General features: G+C 58.6%; 21 protein-coding genes. 7 read left to right on the top strand and 14 right to left on the bottom strand.

The window, feature by feature from the left end; all coding sequences use genetic code 11:
- Positions 1-70 precede the first annotated feature (70 nt).
- Together prmC and prfA are read right to left on the bottom strand one after the other, a co-directional pair.
- Positions 71-916, bottom strand: coding sequence for a peptide chain release factor N(5)-glutamine methyltransferase (gene prmC, locus GOW48_RS07925; RefSeq protein ID WP_170752752.1), 846 nt, complete (start codon positions 914-916; stop codon positions 71-73).
- The gene (prfA, locus tag GOW48_RS07920) at positions 913-1,968 is read right to left on the bottom strand and encodes a peptide chain release factor 1 (protein ID WP_170354400.1); all 1,056 of its coding nucleotides are present in this window, start codon (positions 1,966-1,968) and stop codon (positions 913-915) included. Before prfA ends, prmC begins: the two co-directional genes overlap by 4 nt.
- Positions 1,969-2,076: 108 nt before the next feature.
- Between prfA and GOW48_RS07915 the strand changes: the two genes are divergently transcribed.
- Entirely contained in the window at positions 2,077-2,319 is a 243-nt protein-coding gene (locus GOW48_RS07915; RefSeq protein WP_414478930.1) for a hypothetical protein, read from the top strand.
- Here the strand turns inward: GOW48_RS07915 and GOW48_RS07910 are convergent.
- From GOW48_RS07910 to GOW48_RS07895, 4 genes are all read right to left on the bottom strand, one after another.
- A complete protein-coding gene (locus GOW48_RS07910) occupies positions 2,260-2,664 on the bottom strand; it encodes a DUF1499 domain-containing protein (protein WP_170752748.1) in 405 nt (134 codons plus the stop codon). The genes GOW48_RS07915 and GOW48_RS07910 overlap by 60 nt on opposite strands.
- Positions 2,665-2,735: 71 nt before the next feature.
- The gene (speB, locus tag GOW48_RS07905; RefSeq protein ID WP_170752746.1) at positions 2,736-3,677 is read right to left on the bottom strand and encodes an agmatinase; all 942 of its coding nucleotides are present in this window, start codon (positions 3,675-3,677) and stop codon (positions 2,736-2,738) included.
- A gap of 63 nt (positions 3,678-3,740) precedes the next feature.
- Entirely contained in the window at positions 3,741-4,706 is a 966-nt protein-coding gene (gene speB / locus GOW48_RS07900; RefSeq protein WP_170752744.1) for an agmatinase, read from the bottom strand.
- A 12-nt stretch (positions 4,707-4,718) separates the two neighbouring features.
- Entirely contained in the window at positions 4,719-5,882 is a 1,164-nt protein-coding gene (locus tag GOW48_RS07895; RefSeq protein ID WP_170752742.1) for a M20 aminoacylase family protein, read from the bottom strand.
- A 66-nt stretch (positions 5,883-5,948) separates the two neighbouring features.
- On the opposite strand from GOW48_RS07895, the gene mazG reads away from it, so the two are divergent.
- The 3 genes from mazG to GOW48_RS07880 all read left to right on the top strand — a co-directional run bounded on the left by mazG (position 5,949) and on the right by GOW48_RS07880 (position 8,254).
- Complete coding sequence (gene mazG / locus GOW48_RS07890; RefSeq protein ID WP_170752741.1) at positions 5,949-6,806, top strand: nucleoside triphosphate pyrophosphohydrolase; 858 nt, start codon at positions 5,949-5,951, stop codon at positions 6,804-6,806.
- A 63-nt stretch (positions 6,807-6,869) separates the two neighbouring features.
- Positions 6,870-7,808 carry a nucleoside hydrolase gene (locus GOW48_RS07885; protein ID WP_170752739.1) on the top strand — a complete coding sequence of 313 codons (939 nt, stop codon included), beginning with the start codon at positions 6,870-6,872 and terminating at the stop codon, positions 7,806-7,808.
- The gene (locus tag GOW48_RS07880; protein WP_170752737.1) at positions 7,805-8,254 is read left to right on the top strand and encodes a GNAT family N-acetyltransferase; all 450 of its coding nucleotides are present in this window, start codon (positions 7,805-7,807) and stop codon (positions 8,252-8,254) included. Before GOW48_RS07885 ends, GOW48_RS07880 begins: the two co-directional genes overlap by 4 nt.
- 36 nt (positions 8,255-8,290) lie before the next feature.
- Here the strand turns inward: GOW48_RS07880 and GOW48_RS07875 are convergent, their stop codons facing one another.
- From GOW48_RS07875 to GOW48_RS07855, 5 genes are all read right to left on the bottom strand, one after another.
- The gene (locus GOW48_RS07875; RefSeq protein WP_170354408.1) at positions 8,291-8,458 is read right to left on the bottom strand and encodes a hypothetical protein; all 168 of its coding nucleotides are present in this window, start codon (positions 8,456-8,458) and stop codon (positions 8,291-8,293) included.
- A 325-nt stretch (positions 8,459-8,783) separates the two neighbouring features.
- The gene (gene eno, locus GOW48_RS07870; RefSeq protein ID WP_170752734.1) at positions 8,784-10,061 is read right to left on the bottom strand and encodes a phosphopyruvate hydratase; all 1,278 of its coding nucleotides are present in this window, start codon (positions 10,059-10,061) and stop codon (positions 8,784-8,786) included.
- 124 nt (positions 10,062-10,185) lie between these two features.
- Positions 10,186-11,067 (bottom strand): DMT family transporter, encoded by an 882-nt coding sequence (locus tag GOW48_RS07865; RefSeq protein WP_170752733.1) that lies wholly within the window; start codon positions 11,065-11,067, stop codon positions 10,186-10,188.
- A gap of 126 nt (positions 11,068-11,193) precedes the next feature.
- Positions 11,194-11,607, bottom strand: a complete 414-nt coding sequence (locus GOW48_RS07860; protein WP_170752731.1) for a Fur family transcriptional regulator — start codon at positions 11,605-11,607, stop codon at positions 11,194-11,196.
- A 75-nt stretch (positions 11,608-11,682) separates the two neighbouring features.
- Positions 11,683-12,387 (bottom strand): endonuclease/exonuclease/phosphatase family protein, encoded by a 705-nt coding sequence (locus GOW48_RS07855; RefSeq protein WP_170752729.1) that lies wholly within the window; start codon positions 12,385-12,387, stop codon positions 11,683-11,685.
- A gap of 193 nt (positions 12,388-12,580) precedes the next feature.
- Between GOW48_RS07855 and GOW48_RS07850 the strand changes: the two genes are divergently transcribed.
- Positions 12,581-13,492, top strand: coding sequence for an FHA domain-containing protein (locus tag GOW48_RS07850; protein ID WP_170752727.1), 912 nt, complete (start codon positions 12,581-12,583; stop codon positions 13,490-13,492).
- Here the strand turns inward: GOW48_RS07850 and GOW48_RS07845 are convergent.
- The gene (locus GOW48_RS07845) at positions 13,468-14,886 is read right to left on the bottom strand and encodes a protein adenylyltransferase SelO (protein ID WP_170752725.1); all 1,419 of its coding nucleotides are present in this window, start codon (positions 14,884-14,886) and stop codon (positions 13,468-13,470) included. The genes GOW48_RS07850 and GOW48_RS07845 overlap by 25 nt on opposite strands.
- An 86-nt stretch (positions 14,887-14,972) precedes the next feature.
- On the opposite strand from GOW48_RS07845, the gene GOW48_RS07840 reads away from it, so the two are divergent.
- Together GOW48_RS07840 and GOW48_RS07835 are read left to right on the top strand one after the other, a co-directional pair.
- The gene (locus GOW48_RS07840; RefSeq protein ID WP_170752723.1) at positions 14,973-15,392 is read left to right on the top strand and encodes a cupin domain-containing protein; all 420 of its coding nucleotides are present in this window, start codon (positions 14,973-14,975) and stop codon (positions 15,390-15,392) included.
- 3 nt (positions 15,393-15,395) lie between these two features.
- A complete protein-coding gene (locus GOW48_RS07835) occupies positions 15,396-16,286 on the top strand; it encodes a fatty acid desaturase (RefSeq protein ID WP_170752721.1) in 891 nt (296 codons plus the stop codon).
- Between the two features lie 65 nt (positions 16,287-16,351).
- Here the strand turns inward: GOW48_RS07835 and GOW48_RS07830 are convergent, their stop codons facing one another.
- Positions 16,352-17,326, bottom strand: a complete 975-nt coding sequence (locus GOW48_RS07830; protein WP_170752718.1) for a leishmanolysin-related zinc metalloendopeptidase — start codon at positions 17,324-17,326, stop codon at positions 16,352-16,354.
- Between the two features lie 197 nt (positions 17,327-17,523).
- Entirely contained in the window at positions 17,524-18,657 is a 1,134-nt protein-coding gene (locus GOW48_RS07825) for an anhydro-N-acetylmuramic acid kinase (protein ID WP_170752717.1), read from the bottom strand.
- Positions 18,658-18,692 lie beyond the last annotated feature (35 nt).

The raw sequence follows: 18,692 nt of genomic DNA, 5'->3' as shown, positions 1-18,692 counted from the left end.
ACAAGGGCTTTATCCCAAAATTCGCAGCTTTTTTACATCAATCGGCGCTTTTCAGCCTCAGTATGTGCCGTCACCCAGGCATTCTGGCCAAGACAACACGGTCACGGCCATCCAGATCAGGAATAATCCGCGTCTCTGCCAGCCCAGCCGCCTGAAATAGCGCGGCAACCGCGTGACCTTGCGTCGGGCCGATTTCCACCAGCACCCGACCGCCGGGGACTAGATAATCCGGGACATCGGCAGCAATGCGACGATAGGCTCCTAACCCGTCCCCCTCATCCGTCAGCGCCATGCGAGGCTCGTGCTCGCGGACTTCCGGTGACAAATCATTCATCTCGGATAGCGAAATATAGGGCGGATTCGAGACGATAAGGTCATATTGCCCCTCTATGCTCTCAAACCAATCTGATTGCTGTATCTCGGCTCGGGTATGGACCTGATGTTGAACCGCATTGGCGCTCGCTTGCAGGCAGGCGGCCTCGCTTAGATCGACACCAACACCCGAAGCACTTGCGCGTTCGGCCAACAGCGTGATCAGAATACAGCCCGAACCCGTTCCAAGATCCAACAGATGATCAAACGGTCCGCTCAACGCGGCCTCGATCAGAATCTCGGTTTCAGGGCGCGGATCCAGAACATCACGACTTACGCGAAACCTGCGGCCATAAAACTCACGTTCGCCCAGCAGATGCGACACGGGAACGCGAATGGCGCGCAGCGAAATAAGCTGATCATAGCGTTCAGCGATCTCGTGCGACAGTTCTTCCGGCGCAATCAGGGTGACCCGGCTGGCTTCGATTCGGGCAGCGTGGGCCAGCAGGACCCGAGCATCACGTGCAGGATCATCGACCCCTGCAGCCCGCAGGCGAGACGTGGCTGCCACCATCGCCTGAGCCGCTGTTTGCAGACCGTTCATAGGGCCATCTCGGCCAGCAGGCGCGCCTGATCATCGGCGGTCAGTGCGTCGATCACCTCATCCAGATCGCCCTGCATCACCTGATCCAACTTATACAGGGTCAGGTTGATGCGGTGATCGGTCATACGGCCCTGCGGGAAATTATACGTCCTGATTCGCTCGGAACGATCACCCGAACCGACCTGACTGGCGCGATCTGCCGAACGTTCGCTGTCGATCCTCTGCCTTTCCAGGTCATAGAGACGCGTTTTCAGAACCTGCATCGCAATCTCTCGGTTGCGGTGCTGCGATTTCTCGGAACTGGTCACAACAAGCCCTGTCGGCAAGTGAGTGATCCGCACCGCCGAGTCGGTGGTGTTCACGTGCTGTCCCCCCGCGCCCGAGCTGCGCATTGTGTCGATCCGAATGTCATTCGCGTCGATCTGAATATCGACATCTTCGGCCTCGGGCAAAACTGCGACCGTCGCAGCCGATGTATGAATCCGCCCACCGCTTTCGGTTTCGGGCACGCGCTGCACCCGGTGGACGCCGGATTCGTATTTCATGCGCGCAAAGACATTGTCGCCCTTGATATGGGCCACGACTTCCTTGACCCCACCGAGGTCCGAAGCCTGCTCCTCGATAATCTCGAACCGCCAGCCACGCGCCTCAGCGTAGCGCTGATACATGCGCAGTAGATCGCCTGCGAATAGCGCGGCTTCATCCCCGCCTGTGCCGGGGCGGATTTCCAACATCGCGGGGCGCGCGTCTGCTGCATCTTTAGGCAAAAGCGCCAGTTGCAGCGCATGTTCGGCCTGTGGGATACGGGCTTGTAGATCGGGGATTTCCTCTTCGGCCAGTTCCTTCATGTCGGGATCAGCCAGCATCGCCTGAGCCTCAGTTAGATCGGCGCGCAGTTGCCGCCAAGCCATGATCTGGTCGACCACAGGCTTGAGGTCGGAATATTCTTTGGCCAGAGCCGCAATATCCCCACCCGAAGCACCATCTGACATGGCCGCTTCGAGATACTGGAATCGCTGGGTTATCTGCTCAAGGCGTTCTTCGGGGATCATCCCGGCGGTGTCCCCTAATCTGCGGCTTTGGTCAAGGGCCGAGCTTGTGCTAAGCTACCCGTCATGAAGGGGTTGGTTTTGATTTTATCGCTGTTTGCGGTGCCTGCCATGGCGGACTACGTCGGGCCGGACGGAAAGGTGCGCGACTGCTATTGCACGGACAAGTCAGGCGCGCGCGTGGATCTGGGCCAGATGATCTGCCTAAAAGTCGATGGCCGCATGTTCATGGCGCAGTGCCAGATGTCACTAAACGTCCCGATGTGGCGCGAGGTTTCGGAAGGGTGTTTGTCCTCAGAGCTGGAGCGCAGCAAGCCACCCATCAACACGGTCTCGGTTTACCCCAAAATCTGAACGCCCAAAGCGCAGACGGGCATGGATACGCAGAACGTCGCCGTCCTGCTGAACCGTGGTGTAGTCGGGAAAGCCGATTACTTGGGTACGGGTGACATAGGTGATCATTCCATCCTCGACAGATCCGGCCAGAACGGTGGTGCGCGGTGTGGCTTGTGCTAGCACGTCCAGTTTTGCTAGGCCGTCTGGCCCAGTTTCGACCACACGGATGACCCCACCTTGCATGTCCTCATCCGTAGTACCAGCAACCGCCAAATGCCAGCGCGCAGGGTCCGAGGGCGCAAGTCGGATGTAGAACCCAAGTGCAATCACCGCCCCCACGATCAGCCAAAGAACCATCTTCATCATTTATCCCTTTGCTTTGAGGGCAAACTAACGGCACGCGCCCCATCTGCAAGGTTTGACACCCCGTACCGTCACGTCACTCCGGGTAAAATGCACAACATTTCAAACAGTAGGTTGGCAGCGGTCAGCGCCGTGTTCCCCGTAGTATCATAGGGCGGAGACACCTCGACCAGATCGCACCCTGCCACATTCATCCCTCGCAAAGCCTGAATTAGCTGCAACGCTTGTGGGGTGGTCAGACCAGCAATCTCGGGTGTGCCGGTGCCGGGGGCAAAGGATGGGTCGAGACTGTCGATATCGAAGGAAACGTAAACCGGATGCTCTCCTATATCCTTTCGGATTTGTGCGCCTATCACGGTTAGATTCTGTTGCCACAGTTCCCACGCAGGGAACTGCTTGAACCCCCAGCCCTTGGCCTCGGTAAAGTCCGACGCGGAATAGCCCGAGCCTCGGATACCGATCTGAAAGGTTTTGTCGGGGACGATCAGCCCTTCTTCATAGGCGCGGCGGAAGACGGTGCCGTGAGTTTCCTTTTCACCAAACATCTCATCGTTCACGTCAGCATGGGCGTCCACATGGACCAGCGCCACCGGCCCGTGTTTGGCGGCAATCGCGCGCAGGATCGGCAATGTGATCGAGTGATCGCCTCCCATCGCAACCGGTGTCACGTTTTGCGCCAGAATCGCGTCATAGCTTTCGCGTATTATTTTCAAACTATCGCACAACGAAAACGTGTTGATTGCCAGATCGCCGATATCCGCAATCTGAAGGCTGTCGAAGGGCGCGGCAAAACTGGCCATGTTGTAGGGCCGTATCATCGCGCTTTCGGCGCGGATCTGTTTCGGACCAAACCGCGTGCCCGACCGCCATGAGGTGCCGATATCCATCGGGATGCCCAGCACGGCCACATCCAGCCCGGCCAACGAGTCTGCCTGCGGCAGGCGCATGAACGTGTTCGGACCCGAAAACCGCGCCAGATCATTGCCGCTGATGGGTTGGTTAAACTGTGTCATGCCCGTATCTCTCCCGTCCGACCTTTTGGTTAAGGTGATACCGGAAATATGGCTAACCAATGGTTAAGGCATGAGCTTGTTCCACCCCAAAAGGCAAATAATCTGCGTCGCCACGTGGGCCCCGGCAATCGCCGTCGCGCCCGATGTGTCATAGGGCGGAGAGACCTCGACCACATCACCGCCCTTGATGTTGATCCCGGCAATGTCACGCAGGATGATCTGCGCTTGGATCGAACTCAGCCCACCCCAGACGGGCGTCCCGGTGCCCGGCGCAAAGGCCGGGTCCAAGCCGTCGATGTCAAAACTCAGATAAACGGGGCTGTCGCCCAGAATGCCTTTGATCTTTTGCGCCACGGCGGCGGGGCCGGATTCGTAAACCTCGCGCGCGTCGATGATGTTGACGCCCAGAGTGTCCTCGTTCGTGGTGCGGATCCCCACCTGAACCGAGCGTTTCGGGTCCACGATCCCCGATTTCACCGCCTTGTAGAACATCGTGCCGTGATCCACGCGGGTCATGTCGTCATCGGCCCAAGTGTCCGTATGCGCATCGAATTGCAGCAGCGACATCGGCCCGTATTTCTCGGCATAGGCTTTGAGGATCGGAAAGCTGATATAGTGATCCCCGCCCAAAGTGACCGAGGCCACATCGGCATTCAGGATGGTGCGGATATGATCTGTGAGCGTATCGGGAAAGGCCGGAATATTGGCATAGTCATAGGCCATATCTCCATAATCCACGATGGCCAGCTCGCTGAGCGCATCAAAGGGCCAACCATAAGGCGCATCTGGCGACTGCAGCGCGCTCGCCTCACGCATGGCGCGCGGACCCAGCCTTGTGCCGGGGCGGTTGGTAACGGCCTGATCGAACGGCACGCCCGTCACGGCGATATCCACGCCCTTCAGATCTTTCGTATAGAGCCGCCGCAGGAATGAGGTTGCCCCGCCAAACGTATTCTCGAACGACAGCCCCTTGAGATCGGGGTTGGTGAATGCTTCATCCACCTGAGTTTTTGCGTCTTCCAGTCCCATGTCTTTTCCTTGTCAGCCCAGCGGCTGTGCCTTTTCGACGATCCGCGCAAAGAACGAAGCCCCTACAGGCGCGATTTCGTCGTTGAAGTTGTATTTAGGATGGTGCAACCCGGCGCCCTCGCCCTGCCCCAGATTCAGATACGCGCCGGGGCGCGCGTTCAGCATGTACGAGAAATCCTCAGCCCCCATGTTGCGGGTCATGTTTTCGACCACCAGCCCTTCGCCCGAGATTTCGCGGGCCACCTCAGCGGCAAATCCGGCCTTGCCGGCATCATTGATGGTGGCGGGATAGTTGACCTCGTAATCCAGCTCGGCCTCAACCCCGTATGAGGCCGCCTGCCCGGCAACGATCTGCCCCATGCGTTCCATCACCATCTTCTGCACCTCCGGGTCAAAGGTGCGCACGGTGCCGTTGATATAGGCAGTATCTGGGATCACGTTGTTGACAGACCCGGTATGAATTTGGGTGACCGAAACCACCAGATCGTCCAGCGCGTAATGGTTGCGGCTGACGATGGTCTGCAGTGCTTGAGCGATGCCACAGGCGGCCATCACCGGATCGCGGGTTTCGTGGGGCATGGCACCATGACCGCCCACGCCCTGAATGTGAACGTGAAACGTATCAACCGCGGCCATGATCGGCCCAGGCGTGGTGTAAAAAGCGCCTTCGGGCAGGTTCGGAGCATTGTGCAGCGCATAGACCTGCGCGATGTCGAACCGGTCCATGATGCCTTCCTGCACCATTATATCCGCGCCGCCGCCCTCTTCTTCGGCAGGTTGAAAGATCAACGCCGCGCGGCCCGCGAAGTTTCGCGTCTCGGCCAGATAACGGGCTGCACCCAGCAGCATCGTAGTATGCCCATCATGACCGCAGGCATGCATCTTACCGGGGTGTTTCGAGGCATAGTCCACGCCCGTTTCTTCCGGGATCGGCAGCGCATCCATGTCGGCGCGCAATCCGATCGTCGCCCCCTCGGCCTGCCCATTGATGATTGCGACGATACCGGTTGTAGCGATGCCCTCATGTATTTCATCTACACCAAACTCGCGCAGCCGGTCGGCGACAAAAGCTGCCGTCTGGTGGCACTGAAACTCCAATTCGGGGATCGAATGCAGGTGCTGCCGCCATGCGGTCATATCGGCGGCATAATCGGCAATTCGGTTGACGACGGGCATCTGGGGTGGACTCCTGTAGCGGTCTGCGGAATGGATGCATCTGACACCGGAACGAAAGGGTTCGCAATGGCCGAAAATCCTCTGATCCACGATAGCGACGCCGGGATCGAGCGTTTGCTGGAAATCATGCGTCGCCTGCGTGACCCGCAAACCGGCTGCCCGTGGGACATCGAACAGGATTTCGCCACCATCGCCCCCTACACGATCGAAGAAGCCTATGAGGTCGCCGACGCCATCGAACGCGAGGCTTATGACGAGCTGAAGGGAGAGTTAGGCGACCTGCTGTTCCAATCGGTTTTTCACGCGCAAATGGCTGAAGAAGCGGGACATTTCACCTTTCAGGACGTGGTCCGCACCATGTCGGACAAGATGGTCGCGCGTCATCCGCATGTGTTCGGTGACGAATCCCGTGACAAGTCGGCTGAACAACAGACTCTGGATTGGGAGACGATCAAAGCCGCTGAACGTGCAGGAAAGGAACTGAAAGGCGCACTGGACGGTGTGGCCGCCAACCTGCCTGCCCTGTTGCGCGCCCATAAGCTACAAAAACGCGCCGCGCGCGTGGGGTTTGACTGGCCCGATGCCAGCCATGTGTTGGCCAAGATCACCGAAGAAGCCGCCGAGTTGGAAGAGGCCCGCGACAGCATGGATGCCGACGCGCTCGAAGATGAATTCGGCGATCTGCTGTTCGTGATCGTCAATCTGGGCCGTCATCTGGGGATCGAGCCTGAGGCCGCTCTGCGCCGCACCAACGCCAAGTTCACCCGCCGCTTTGAACAGGTCGAATCCCGCCTGGCCGAACGCGGTAAAACACCCAGCCAAAGCGATTTGGCCGAGATGGACGCCCTATGGGACGATGTGAAAACCGAGGAGCATCGCGCCAACGGCAAACTCCCGCCGGTAGATGTGCCCACCGGGGCCTGAAACCGCTGGACAAGTGCTTTGACACTTGCGAGTGTCCGCGCTTCTAGCCCCTCGGAGACCCCCATGCCGCGCAAAATAATTATCGACACCGACCCCGGTCAGGACGACGCCGTCGCCATCCTGTTGGCGCTGGCCAGCCCGGATGAGATCGACGTGCTGGGCATCACCGCCGTCGCCGGAAACGTGCCCCTTGAGCTGACCGCCAAGAACGCGCGCATCGTCTGCGAACTGGCCGGCCACACGGACGTGCCAGTTTATGCAGGTTGTGATCGACCGCTGAACCGCCCTTTGGTCACGGCCGAACACGTGCACGGTAAAACCGGCCTGGACGGTCCCGTTCTGCCAGATCCGCAAATGCCGCTGGCCCAAGGGCACGCGGTCGATTTCATCATCGACACCCTGCGCGCGCAGGAACCGGGCACGGTGACACTGTGCCCGCTGGGCCCCCTCACCAATATCGCGACGGCTTTCACCAAGGCCCCTGATATCGTCGACCGCATACAGGAAATCGTGCTGATGGGCGGCGCTTATTTTGAGGTCGGAAACATCACTCCGGCGGCGGAATTCAATATCTATGTCGACCCAGAAGCCGCTGATATCGTGTTCAAATCCGGCGCGCCCATCGTCGTTATGCCACTGGACGTGACCCATGACGCGCTGGTCACGCCACACCGCAACGACGCCTTCCGCGCGTTGGACAGCAAGGTCGGACACGCAGTGGCCGAGATGACTGATTTCTTCGAACGGTTCGACAAGGAAAAATACGGATCGGAGGGCGCACCCCTGCACGATCCCTGCGTCACCGCCTATCTGATCCGCCCCGAACTGTTCTCGGGTCGTCTTGTCAATGTCGAGATCGAAACCCAATCGGAGCTGACACTGGGGATGACCGTAGCCGATTGGTGGCGCGTCACAGATCGCCCTGCAAACGCCATGTTCATGGGTGACGTCGACGCGCAGGGGTTCTTTGACCTGCTCACCGAAAGGCTGGCAAGACTATGAGCGCAGCATTAAAACTCGCCCGCCCCGAGGATTTGGACAGGTTGATCGGTCTCGTCTCGGCATTCCACGCCGAAGCTGGCATCGACCAAGATACCGATCACAGGCGCGCAGCACTGGCACCGCTGCTTGAGGGCATTCCACATGGCTGCGTCTACCTGATTGGTCCTGCCCGTGCGCCGCTTGGCTACGTCATACTGACCTTCGGCTGGTCAATCGAGTTCGGCGGCATGGATGCCTTCATCGACGAGATTTACATCCGCCCCGCAGTGCGCGGGCGCGGCATCGCCACAGAAGTCCTGTTAGATTTGCCGAAAGCCCTGGCCGGAGCCGGGCTCACCGCTTTGCACCTTGAGGTCGACCGCACCAATGAAACCGCGCACAAATTATATCTGCGCACTGGCTTCAAACCGCGCGATCGGTATGTTTTGATGAGCAAAAAGCTCTGATAGCAATTGTTTGTTCAGCCCCCCGGAGAACGCGCCTTAGCGCATTTCACCGCTGTACATATAGGTGGGGGAATCCATGTTCTTCACGGGGTCGGAAGTCGAGACCGACTGACCCGAAATTGGGTACACTCCGGGCGCCGAACAGGCCGCCATGAAAACAGTACCGATCAACGAAACCGCGAGAAGGAATTTAGAACCTGACATGGTATTCTCCTTTTCTGTAGTTCCTCCAAGATACTTGGCGGCGGGGTCTCGCTAATAGGTAAAAGTTCACACATAATTGAGGTTATGGCCTCAATCTTCTGCCAAGGGATTAGAATCGAAGCACAATTTTTCTAGAAATAATTGAAGAATCTTTACCTAGCGTCACCTGACTGCAATTTTGAGGCGAACAAGAACGGCCCGGCAGCGTACTTCGGTCGTGCGACTAAAGGCACACAGCTCTCTAGTTGCCACAAGATTCGGGTTTCAAAATGAAAAACCCGGCCTTCCTTGAAAGACCGGGTCAGATTTATCTGTATTACGCTGATCAGCGCTTCAGGATCGACGCCCCGGCGTATTCGGCCACCTCACCCAGTGACTCTTCGATGCGGATCAGCTGGTTATACTTAGCCAAGCGGTCCGAGCGCGCGAGGCTGCCAGTTTTGATCTGACCACAGTTCGTCGCTACGGCCAGATCGGCAATGGTCGCGTCCTCGGTTTCGCCCGATCGGTGGGACATCACGTTGGTGTAGCGCGCACGGTGCGCCATATCGACGGCGCGCAGCGTTTCGGTCAGCGAGCCGATCTGGTTCACCTTGACCAGCATCGAGTTGGCGCAGCCGCGATCAATGCCTTCGGCCAGACGTTCGGGGTTGGTCACGAACAGGTCGTCACCCACCAGTTGCACCTCGTTGCCGATGGCGTCGGTCAGGGCTTTCCAACCGTCCCAGTCATCCTCGGACATGCCGTCTTCGATCGAGATGATCGGGTAGTCATTGACCAGCGCTGCCAAATAGGCCGCGTTTTCCTCGGACGTCAGTGTGATCCCCTCGCCCGCCAGCACGTACTTGCCGTCTTTGTAGTATTCCGTGGCGGCGCAATCCAACGCCAGATGGATTTCCTCACCCGGCTTGTAGCCCGCCTTTTCGATGGACTTCAGGATGAAATCCAGCGCCTCGCGGGTCGAGGCGATGTTCGGCGCAAAGCCGCCCTCATCGCCGACACCGGTGGCCAGTCCGGCTGAGGACAGTTCTTTTTTCAGTGTGTGGAACACTTCGGACCCCATGCGCACCGCCTCGCGGATATTGCTGGCCGAGGTCGGCATGATCATGAATTCCTGAATGTCGATCGGGTTATCCGCATGCTCGCCACCATTGATGATGTTCATCATCGGCACCGGCAGAACGCGGGCAGAGGTGCCGCCAACATAGCGGTACAGAGGCTGGGTGGTAAAATCCGCCGCCGCCTTGGCTGTGGCCAGCGACACGCCCAAAATGGCATTTGCGCCCAGACGGCCCTTGTTCTCGGTCCCGTCCAGTTCGATCATCGCCTGGTCGATGGCAACCTGTTCAGTAGCGTCAAAACCCACCAGTTCCTCGGCGATCTCGCCGTTCACGGCAGCAACCGCTTCCAGCACGCCCTTGCCCATATAGCGCGCCTTGTCACCGTCGCGCTTTTCCACCGCCTCATAGGCCCCTGTGGACGCGCCCGAGGGCACAGCCGCCCGGCCCATGGTTCCGTCTTCCAGGATCACGTCCACCTCGACCGTCGGGTTGCCCCGGCTGTCCAGAATTTCGCGTGCGTGGATGTCGATAATCGTGCTCATGAGGCCCGTCCCTGTGGCTGCAATAAGTTGCACGCCTCATAGCATCACGAGGCAAAAAGTAAACCACGCATGTTATCGCTAACATGATTCACGGCAGGTGTTTGCGCAAACCTGCGACGATCCGTCAGGCCACAGCGGCCATATCCCGCGCCAAACGACGTTCCCGCAGGAAAGTGTAAAGGCCCGAGCCAAGGATGAGTGAGGCCCCTGCAATCGTCATCAGGTCCGGTCGCTCTCCAAACATAATCATGCCCGCGGCAATCGAAAAAACCAATCGCGTGTAGCGGAACGGAGTCAGCGCCGACGCATCGCCCACTCGCATAGCGGTGACGATGCCATAGTAGCCGATGACACTGAAGATGACGGCCCCGATCAGTGGCGCCATCTGCGCAAAACCAAGTGGGACAAGCGGTTGCGTCTGAACTACCATAAGCACCAGCCCACCCAAAATCGCCGCGATATAAGCCTGCAGAGCCACAACCGACGACGCAATGTCGGCATCCAATCGACGCGTGATCAGATCCCTCGCGGCAATGCAAACAACGCTAATAACGACTAACAGGGTCTCAGGCTGAAACCCTTCAAGCCCCGGTCGGATGATCATCAATACCCCGACGAAACCAACGCCTACCGCGCTCCACCTGCGCCAGCCGACCTGTTCCCCCAGAAACAGCGCCGCCCCGACAGTCACGGCCAGCGGCATGGCCTGAAATACCGCAGCCACCGTGGACAAATCGACTAGAGCCAGCGCGGTCACGAAAGCAATCGCGCCTATCCCTTCGCTGCCTGCGCGGATCAGCGGCAAAGGGCGCCATGCGACCCTGTCAAAGATCCGTTTGCGTGTGCCGACTGCCATAATGGCAAAGAGCAATCCACAGACCGCGCCCAAAAGAATCATGATCTGACCGGTCGGAACTGACACCGACAGGTGCTTGATGAACATATCCTCAAGCGCAAAGGCCGCCATTGCGCCGACGACCAATAGAATGCCGTTTACGTTATTCATGATCCGTTCCGTCAGAAAAGCGCTGCCCGCCCCTTCACAGAAATCGCAAGCCCATCACTCAGGCAAGAGATATCCACGCGAGAAACATGAATTCGCGTGCGATCACCGTTCGGGATTCGTGATGAATCAGTCTTGTTCCAGCGGAACGCCGTACAGCTCCAGCCGGTGGCCTTTCAGCTTATACCCCAGCTTGGCAGCAATCTTTTCCTGCAGCGCTTCGATCTCGGGGTCTACGAATTCAATGACCTGACCTGTTTGCATGTCGATCAGGTGGTCATGGTGATCCCGTTCAGCATCCTCATACCGCGCGCGACCGTCGCCGAATTCCAGACGCTCCAGAATCCCTGCCTCTTCGAACAGTTTTACAGTGCGATAGACCGTGGCGATGGAGATCCCCGCATCGACCTTTGAGGCGCGGGCATACAGTTCTTCGACATCCGGATGATCTTCGCTTTGTTGCAGCACCTGTGCAATTGTACGACGCTGACCTGTCATGCGCAGGCCCTTGGCTTCGCAACGGGCGATGATCGTATCGGACATGAGTGACCCTCGGGGATATATTCGGTTCTCTGTCTTAGTACGTCTGCGCACTCTGCGCCACCGGGGATTTGTATCTTAGGCCAAGCGCCGCAGATCAGCCCAGATGGGCAAGTGATCCGATGCAATATGCGCAGGCCGCGCATCGTGGACACCATGCACCACCGCCTCAAGCCCTGCACCAAGTGCGATCCGGTCCAGTGCACCCAGCGGCTGTGCGGCGGGAAAGCTGGGGACCGGAGGCAGGAAACGCATATCCGGCGCCAGATGGTCCAGTACCGGCTGGCGCGACCATTCATTGAAGTCACCAGCCCAAACCGTAGGCATATCGTGCAGGCCTTCGTCACATCGGCGGATATGAGTAATTTGCTGTCGGCGCGAAGCCGGCAATAGACCCAGATGCATCCCCATGACTCGCAAAGGGCCGATGGGGGTGTCAAATTCGACTCTGACCGCACCTCGCGGTTCAAGCCCCGGCAGATCGTGATGGCCTGTCTGACGCACCTCAATCGCACCGCCTTTCCAGATCACGGCGTTGCCATGCCAGCCCAGACTACCCGCCCCTCCAAGATCGACAATCTCCCAACCGGCCTCGTCCAACATGAAGTGCGGCAGGGCCGCCGGGCGCGGCGGCAGGCGTTTGTCGGCCTCTTGCAGAACAACGATATCCGCCTTCATGCTATCGATGACCTGCATGATACGCTGCGGCTGTCGGCGGAAATCCAAACCGACACATTTCTGGATATTGTAGCTGGCAATACGCAGTGTGGGTAAAGAGGTCATAGCGTTCGGGGCTGATTATCAGCCCCAACAGTGCCACGCCCTGCGCCCAGCGCAACATGAAATTTCCAAGAGTTAGGCACAGAACAACTTTCAAAGGAGAATTTCGCCACAAAGTGCGTTAAACAAGCGCAAATCGCGTGTGCAAACTGTTCTGCGCAGCTAGAGTGCCGCAAACCGAACCCAAGGATCTCACGTGGAAACCACCTTCGCCACTCTGGTAATTGCCGACATCTCGGGAAGCACGCCGCTCTACAAGGCTGTCGGGGACACAGAAGCCCAAAGGTTGATCCAACTCGAACTGGATCGGTTGAGACATGTGTTGCGCCAACATGGCGGCACGCAGGTTGGGCAGAAGGGGGACGATGTCCTTAGCTACTTTCTGGATGCCAATGCCGCAATAAACGCAGTGCTGGAGCTGATCGAGGGATCGCCTGAAACCTCTCTGTCCGTTCATGTGGGCGTCCACTCCGGACAGATCGTTTTGGCCGAAAAAGGGGTGTATGGCGAGGCCGTAAATATCACTGCCCGCCTTGCAACGGCGGCAAATCCCGGTGAGGCATGCGTCAGTGAAGATGCCGCCGGGTTGTTGCCAGATTCCCTGCGCCGCATGCTCAAACCACTGGGTCGGCTGAACCTCAAGGGCCTGACCGAGCAATTCGCCGCGCATTCTCTGATCAGCCCGACCATGAGCACTTTCACCCAGACGCGGCTGCCTTTGTCTTATGGTCGAACCGAGGCGCATTTCAACGCACCTGAGGGGCTGACGCTTGTTGTGTCCCACGAGGACCGCTCGTGGCGGTGTCAGGACAATGGCGAGTTAAAGATAGGCCGTTCACCGGATTGCGACGTGGTATTGAGCCAACCATGGGTGTCCCGCCTGCACATGGTTTTGACCATGAAGGATGGCAAGCTGATCCTGTCGGATCGCAGCACGTCGGGCACCTATGTGAAGTCGGAAACCGGACGGGAAATCCAGCTCAAACGCGAATCCGTCATGCTGGCGGATAGTGGGCTGATATCTCCGACCTTGCCCATCGACGTGTCAGAGGCTTGTCTGCAATTCCAGATTCTGGGCCGCCCTCAGGTGCCGCAGAACGTGGCGTGAACGACCTCAGCCTCTGACGGCGGATGTGTCAGGTCAACTGCCTCGGGCTGGTCTTCATAGGGACGTGAAAGAACGTCATTCAACCGCTGGAACGGTGCATAGTCGCCCTGCACCGCCGCTTGTATCATCTGTTCCACGCGGTGATTACGAGGAATAAAGGCCGGGTTCGCAGAGGACATGGTTGCCGTTGGGTCGTCCTCGCGTTCCAAGCGAGAATGCCACCCCTCGGACCATGCATCGAATGCCTGAGGATCTGCGAATTGATCCCGCGCCGCGTCACTACCCAGCGCGCGAAACGTATTGGTGAAATCCGCCTGCCCCTGCGCCATCCGTGCCAATAGGTCCGAGATCATCTGCTGATCGCCATCCTCTTTGGTCGCAAGGCCGATCTTGGCCCGGAAACGTGCTAACCAGTTCTGCTGCAACAGGTCGGGCATGGCGTGAATGATCTCGGTCGCTTCCTCAACCGCCGCGTCCTTGTCCTCCATCTGCTGGATCAAGGCGGTGGCCAGTTGAGCCAGATTCCAGACAGCGATGTCGGGCTGGTTCGAATAGGCATAGCGCCCCATCCGATCGATCGAGCTGTAGACCGTATTGGGGTGATAGCTGTCCATGAACGCACAAGGGCCGTAGTCGATTGTCTCTCCGGCAATCGAACAGTTATCGGTATTCATCACCCCATGGATGAAACCAACACTCATCCATGCCGCAATCAACTCGGACTGCACCTGTACGACGGCGCGCAACAGGCCCATGGGTCCATCGGCTTGTGGGTAGTGACGTTCAATCGCGTATTCGGTCAGGCGGCGCAGGCTATCCAACTGTCCCCGCGCAGCAAAAACCTGAAACGTCCCCACACGCAAATGACTGCGCGCAACACGGGTCAGGACAGCGCCGGGCATTGGACCCTCGCGCAGCACGATCTCTCCGGTCTCGACAGCCGCCAGAGCTCGTGTGGTGGGAATGCCCAGCGCGTGCATCGCCTCGGATACCACGTATTCACGAAGCACAGGCCCCAGCCATGCGCGCCCGTCCCCTTGACGGCTGAAAGGCGTGGGGCCCGATCCCTTCAGCTGAATATCACGGCGCACGCCGTCTGTTCCGACAGTCTCGCCCAAAAGCACCGCGCGGCCGTCTCCCAGCTGGGGGTTGTAGTTGCCGAATTGATGCCCCGAGTAAAGCTGTGCGATCGGCTCTGCCCCCTCGGGTAGCGTATTCCCGGCAAAGGCTTCGGCCATATCCTGCACCTCACCAGGGCTCACGCGAAGGATCGCCGCAAGATCGCTGTTAAAGGCGATCAGTTGCGGCGATCTCACTGGCACCGGGGCCTGCCGAGCGTAAAAGCTGTTGGGAAGGCGGGCGTAGCTGTTGTCAAACGGGATCGTAAGGGTCATGCGGCAAACATATTCCTCCTCTGCGTGAATACCATAGCGGATCGCGCGATCCCGTGCATAATCGCCCCAAACACCCCGAGGGCCCCATGACCGCACAAGAGATTATCGACCACCTGAACCTGCAACAGCACCCCGAAGGGGGTTGGTTCCGCGAGACATGGCGCGCCGACAACGCAGGCCGCGCCACCGGCACCTGTATCTACTTCCTACTGGCCGAGGGGGAATGCAGCCACTGGCACCGTGTCGACGCGACCGAGATCTGGCTGTATCACGCTGGCGATCCGCTGATATTGTCGCTCAGCGCCTCGGATGACGGCCCGGCGACCGAACATTTCCTATCCTCAGATCTAACCCAAGGCGCGCCCCAACTGATCGTTCCCAAAAACCACTGGCAGGCTGCGCGCAGTACTGGCGCCTATACGCTGGTCAGCTGCACGGTTTCTCCGGGGTTCGAGTTCGACAGGTTCGAGCTGGCTGCGCCGGGTTTCGATATACCCAAAAGCTAAGCCATGGATCACCGCGCCCTCATCGCGTCCATTCCAGCCGAGACTAAAGACAAGCTACAAGAGCGGTCCAACACGGCCGGGCTGCGGCATCTGGCGCTGTATCTACTGGCGTTGTCTGCCACCAGTATCGGCATCATCGCGCGGGTGCCTTTCTGGCCTTTGCTGATCCTGCCTCAGGGTATCCTGTTGGTCTTCCTCTTTACCCTCAGCCATGAATGCACGCACAAGACGCCGTTCAAATCCCCTTGGATGAATGAGGTCGTGGGCCATCTGGTGGCGACTCCGATTGCCCTGCCCTTTGTCTGGTTCCGTTATTTTCATCTGGCCCATCACAAATGGACCAACCACCCCGAGAATGATCCCGAACTGGGCGGCAAACCCAAGCCCGACAACTGGCCCAGCCTGCTGATTTACCTCAGCGGTTGGCCCTATTGGCGCGGCATGGCGCAGGTTCTGGTGCAAAATACCCGTGGCCGGATCGACGCTCCCTATCTACCGGCGCGTCAGCACAAAGCCATGCGGCTGGAGGCGCGGGTGCTGCTGGGCCTCTACGCCATGGCGCTTGTTAGCCTGTTTATATCACCCCTGCTGTGGTGGCTGTGGCTGCTGCCCGTTCTGGTCGGCCAGCCCTTTCTGAGGCTGTACCTTCTGGCCGAGCACGGGCTCTGTCCGCCGGTCGCGAATATGCTCGAGAATTCCCGAACCACTTTCACCAACCGCCTGATCCGCTTTCTGGCCTGGAACATGCCCTACCACGCCGAGCACCACGCCTTTCCGAATGTCCCCTTCCATCAGCTACCCGCGCTGCACAGATGGACCCGAGCGCATTTGAGATCGACATCAGACGGGTATTCTGACTTTACAAGCGCGTACATCCGCAAAGTAAGGAACTAACAACACCGGCGGTTGCTCTGGATGGCTAGCAACCAGACGTCATCAAGCAGCTTATGACCAGAATATTATGCCAGTGCGATTTCGTTTTCGATGCCAGCCGCACCTTCCGCAAGGACATAACCAAGATCCTCTAGGGACGCGACTGACCAATCTGACAAATAGTTGGTGGCATCATACGAGCCATCATCAGCCACATACCCGATATACCCGGTCATCAGCTCATCCTGATACTCTTCTTCGTCCCAGTGTCCTCCGGCTGTGCCCGACCCACCGTCAGTCTCTACAAACAAGAAATCGTCTTCAGTGAAGTAGCCGACATATGCTGAGTTCGCTGCATCACCGGTATAAACGCTGGTCACTATGTCATCAGTCGGCCGTCTGGTGCCATTGTCATCCACCACAGTCGATACCAGACCGTAGTAATCCCAAAGCGTACCAAGACCCATGACATGCATCATTTCATGCAGAACAATATCATCGAATTGCCCAGCATCATGATACGCCAGAGCGTCCGCTTCATCGAACGTCATTTCTCCCAAAGCTGGCAAACCAGTATCAGAGCGTATTGCGGTCGGACCCGCCTGCCCCAGCACGCCGCCTTCTCCGTCTATGGCATCCAAATCCGCCATGATGACGAGGTCGTCGTAGAGGTTCCCTTCTCCATCGACAGCGTCTTCGATATCGCCATCCACAAGCGAAGCCAAATAGTCTGCGGACGCAATGAACACTGACTTCAGATCTTCAGGCCAGTCACCTACAAACCGGACTTCAATATTGTATTGAAGGCTGTCGTCGATTCCGTCGCCTTGACCGGTGATGTACGTGTCCGTGACAACCTCTGTTTCGGTTTCACCCCCGCCGCCTATGCCTGCTGGCGGCCCTTTGCTGCCCCTGGCGGCCGCTGACTCATCGATCATCAGCAGATCACCGCTCAAAGTTCCGATGGATTGTTTGTTATTTTCGGATTCATGCAGACGCGAAGCTCCCGCGCCTGATGACTTCACGTAGTCAAGGAAATTTCCACTGTTTTCAGATGGCATACCCTTCTCCCTCGAGCCTAGTCGAATACCGCCACCCAGTTTATTTTCGAGGATCTAATCCAAACAAAAGAAAATGACTAAAATGTGACTTGACGCGAATTTAGTGCACTCATTTCACAACAATAGACCAATAAATCTAGGCTTTGTTTGCATAAAGCACACTAAATGATAGTTATTGATGTGACACATAGAGTGATCTAAAAACGCTTAATCGAGTCCTCAATACGCTCGACACTACTCACTACGCCTCCTCCCACAAGCGCGCTGACGCCTGTGGTTCCGGGGCATGAGGTCGGCAAGCCCCGCGCCACACGGACGGCGAGATAGGCGAAGGCTTGGGCCTCCAGCATGTCTCCGTCCAGACCCACGGTCTCGACCGGTTCGACCGCGCAATCGAGGCCCGCGCGCAGCATGTCCATCAGAACCGGGTTGCGGCGGCCTCCGCCCGTAACCAGCACGCGCGCGGGGGGTTTGGGGCAATGCTCCATCCCCTGCATCACGCCTGCGGCACACATGCCGGTCAGGGTCGCTACGGCGTCGGCGTCCGAGAGTTCCTGCACCAGACGGATCATCTCGGCAAAGTCGTTCCGGTCCAGCGATTTGGGGGGCATTTTGCGAAAGAACGGCTCGGACAGGAACAACTCCAGCGCACCCGCCTCGACCGACCCTTGGCGAGCCAGCGCGCCGTCCCGGTCCATCGGCAGGCCCAGCCGCGCCTGCATAAGGTCATCCACGGGCGCGTTTGCCGGGCCCGTGTCGAACGCCAGCAGCGCGCCAGGGGCCTCAGGGCCGTCAAAGCTGGGGTCCACATAGGTCAGGTTCCCCACCCCGCCCAAGTTCAGGAAGCACAAGGGTTCGGTCGCGCCGATCCACTTGGCGCAGGCAAAATGGAAGAACGGCGCCAGCGGAGCACCCTCGCCCCCCATCGCTACATCGTCGCTGCGGAAATCCCACACGACCGGAACACCCAGCGCCTGTGTCAGACCGTCTCCATCGCCCACCTGCAACGTCCCCCGCCCGCGCGGCTCATGCGCCAAGGTCTGACCGTGAAAACCGATCAAGTCAATTTCATCGAACTCGGACAGCGCCTCGGCATGGGCAACCGTGACCAACTCGGCGGCGGCATCGACCTCGGGCCCGTGCCACTGGCCCAGCGCGGCCCGCAGAACCGCACGCTCGGCATCAGAATAGGCCCGGTATCCGCTGGCACCAAAGCCCAGAATGCGCACACCATCGGTTTCGACCACAGCCGTATCAACACCGTCCAGAGACGTGCCCGACATGGCGCCCAATGCCCTAACCGCGCCCGTTTTGCTGATCGCCCGACCCATGTTTGCCCTCGTGTTCCTCACGCCCGTTGATCCGG

The sequence above is a fragment of the Ruegeria lacuscaerulensis genome, assembly GCF_013033355.1.
Lineage (GTDB): Bacteria > Pseudomonadota > Alphaproteobacteria > Rhodobacterales > Rhodobacteraceae > Ruegeria > Ruegeria lacuscaerulensis_A.
This window is presented reverse-complemented; position numbering and strand designations above follow the sequence as displayed.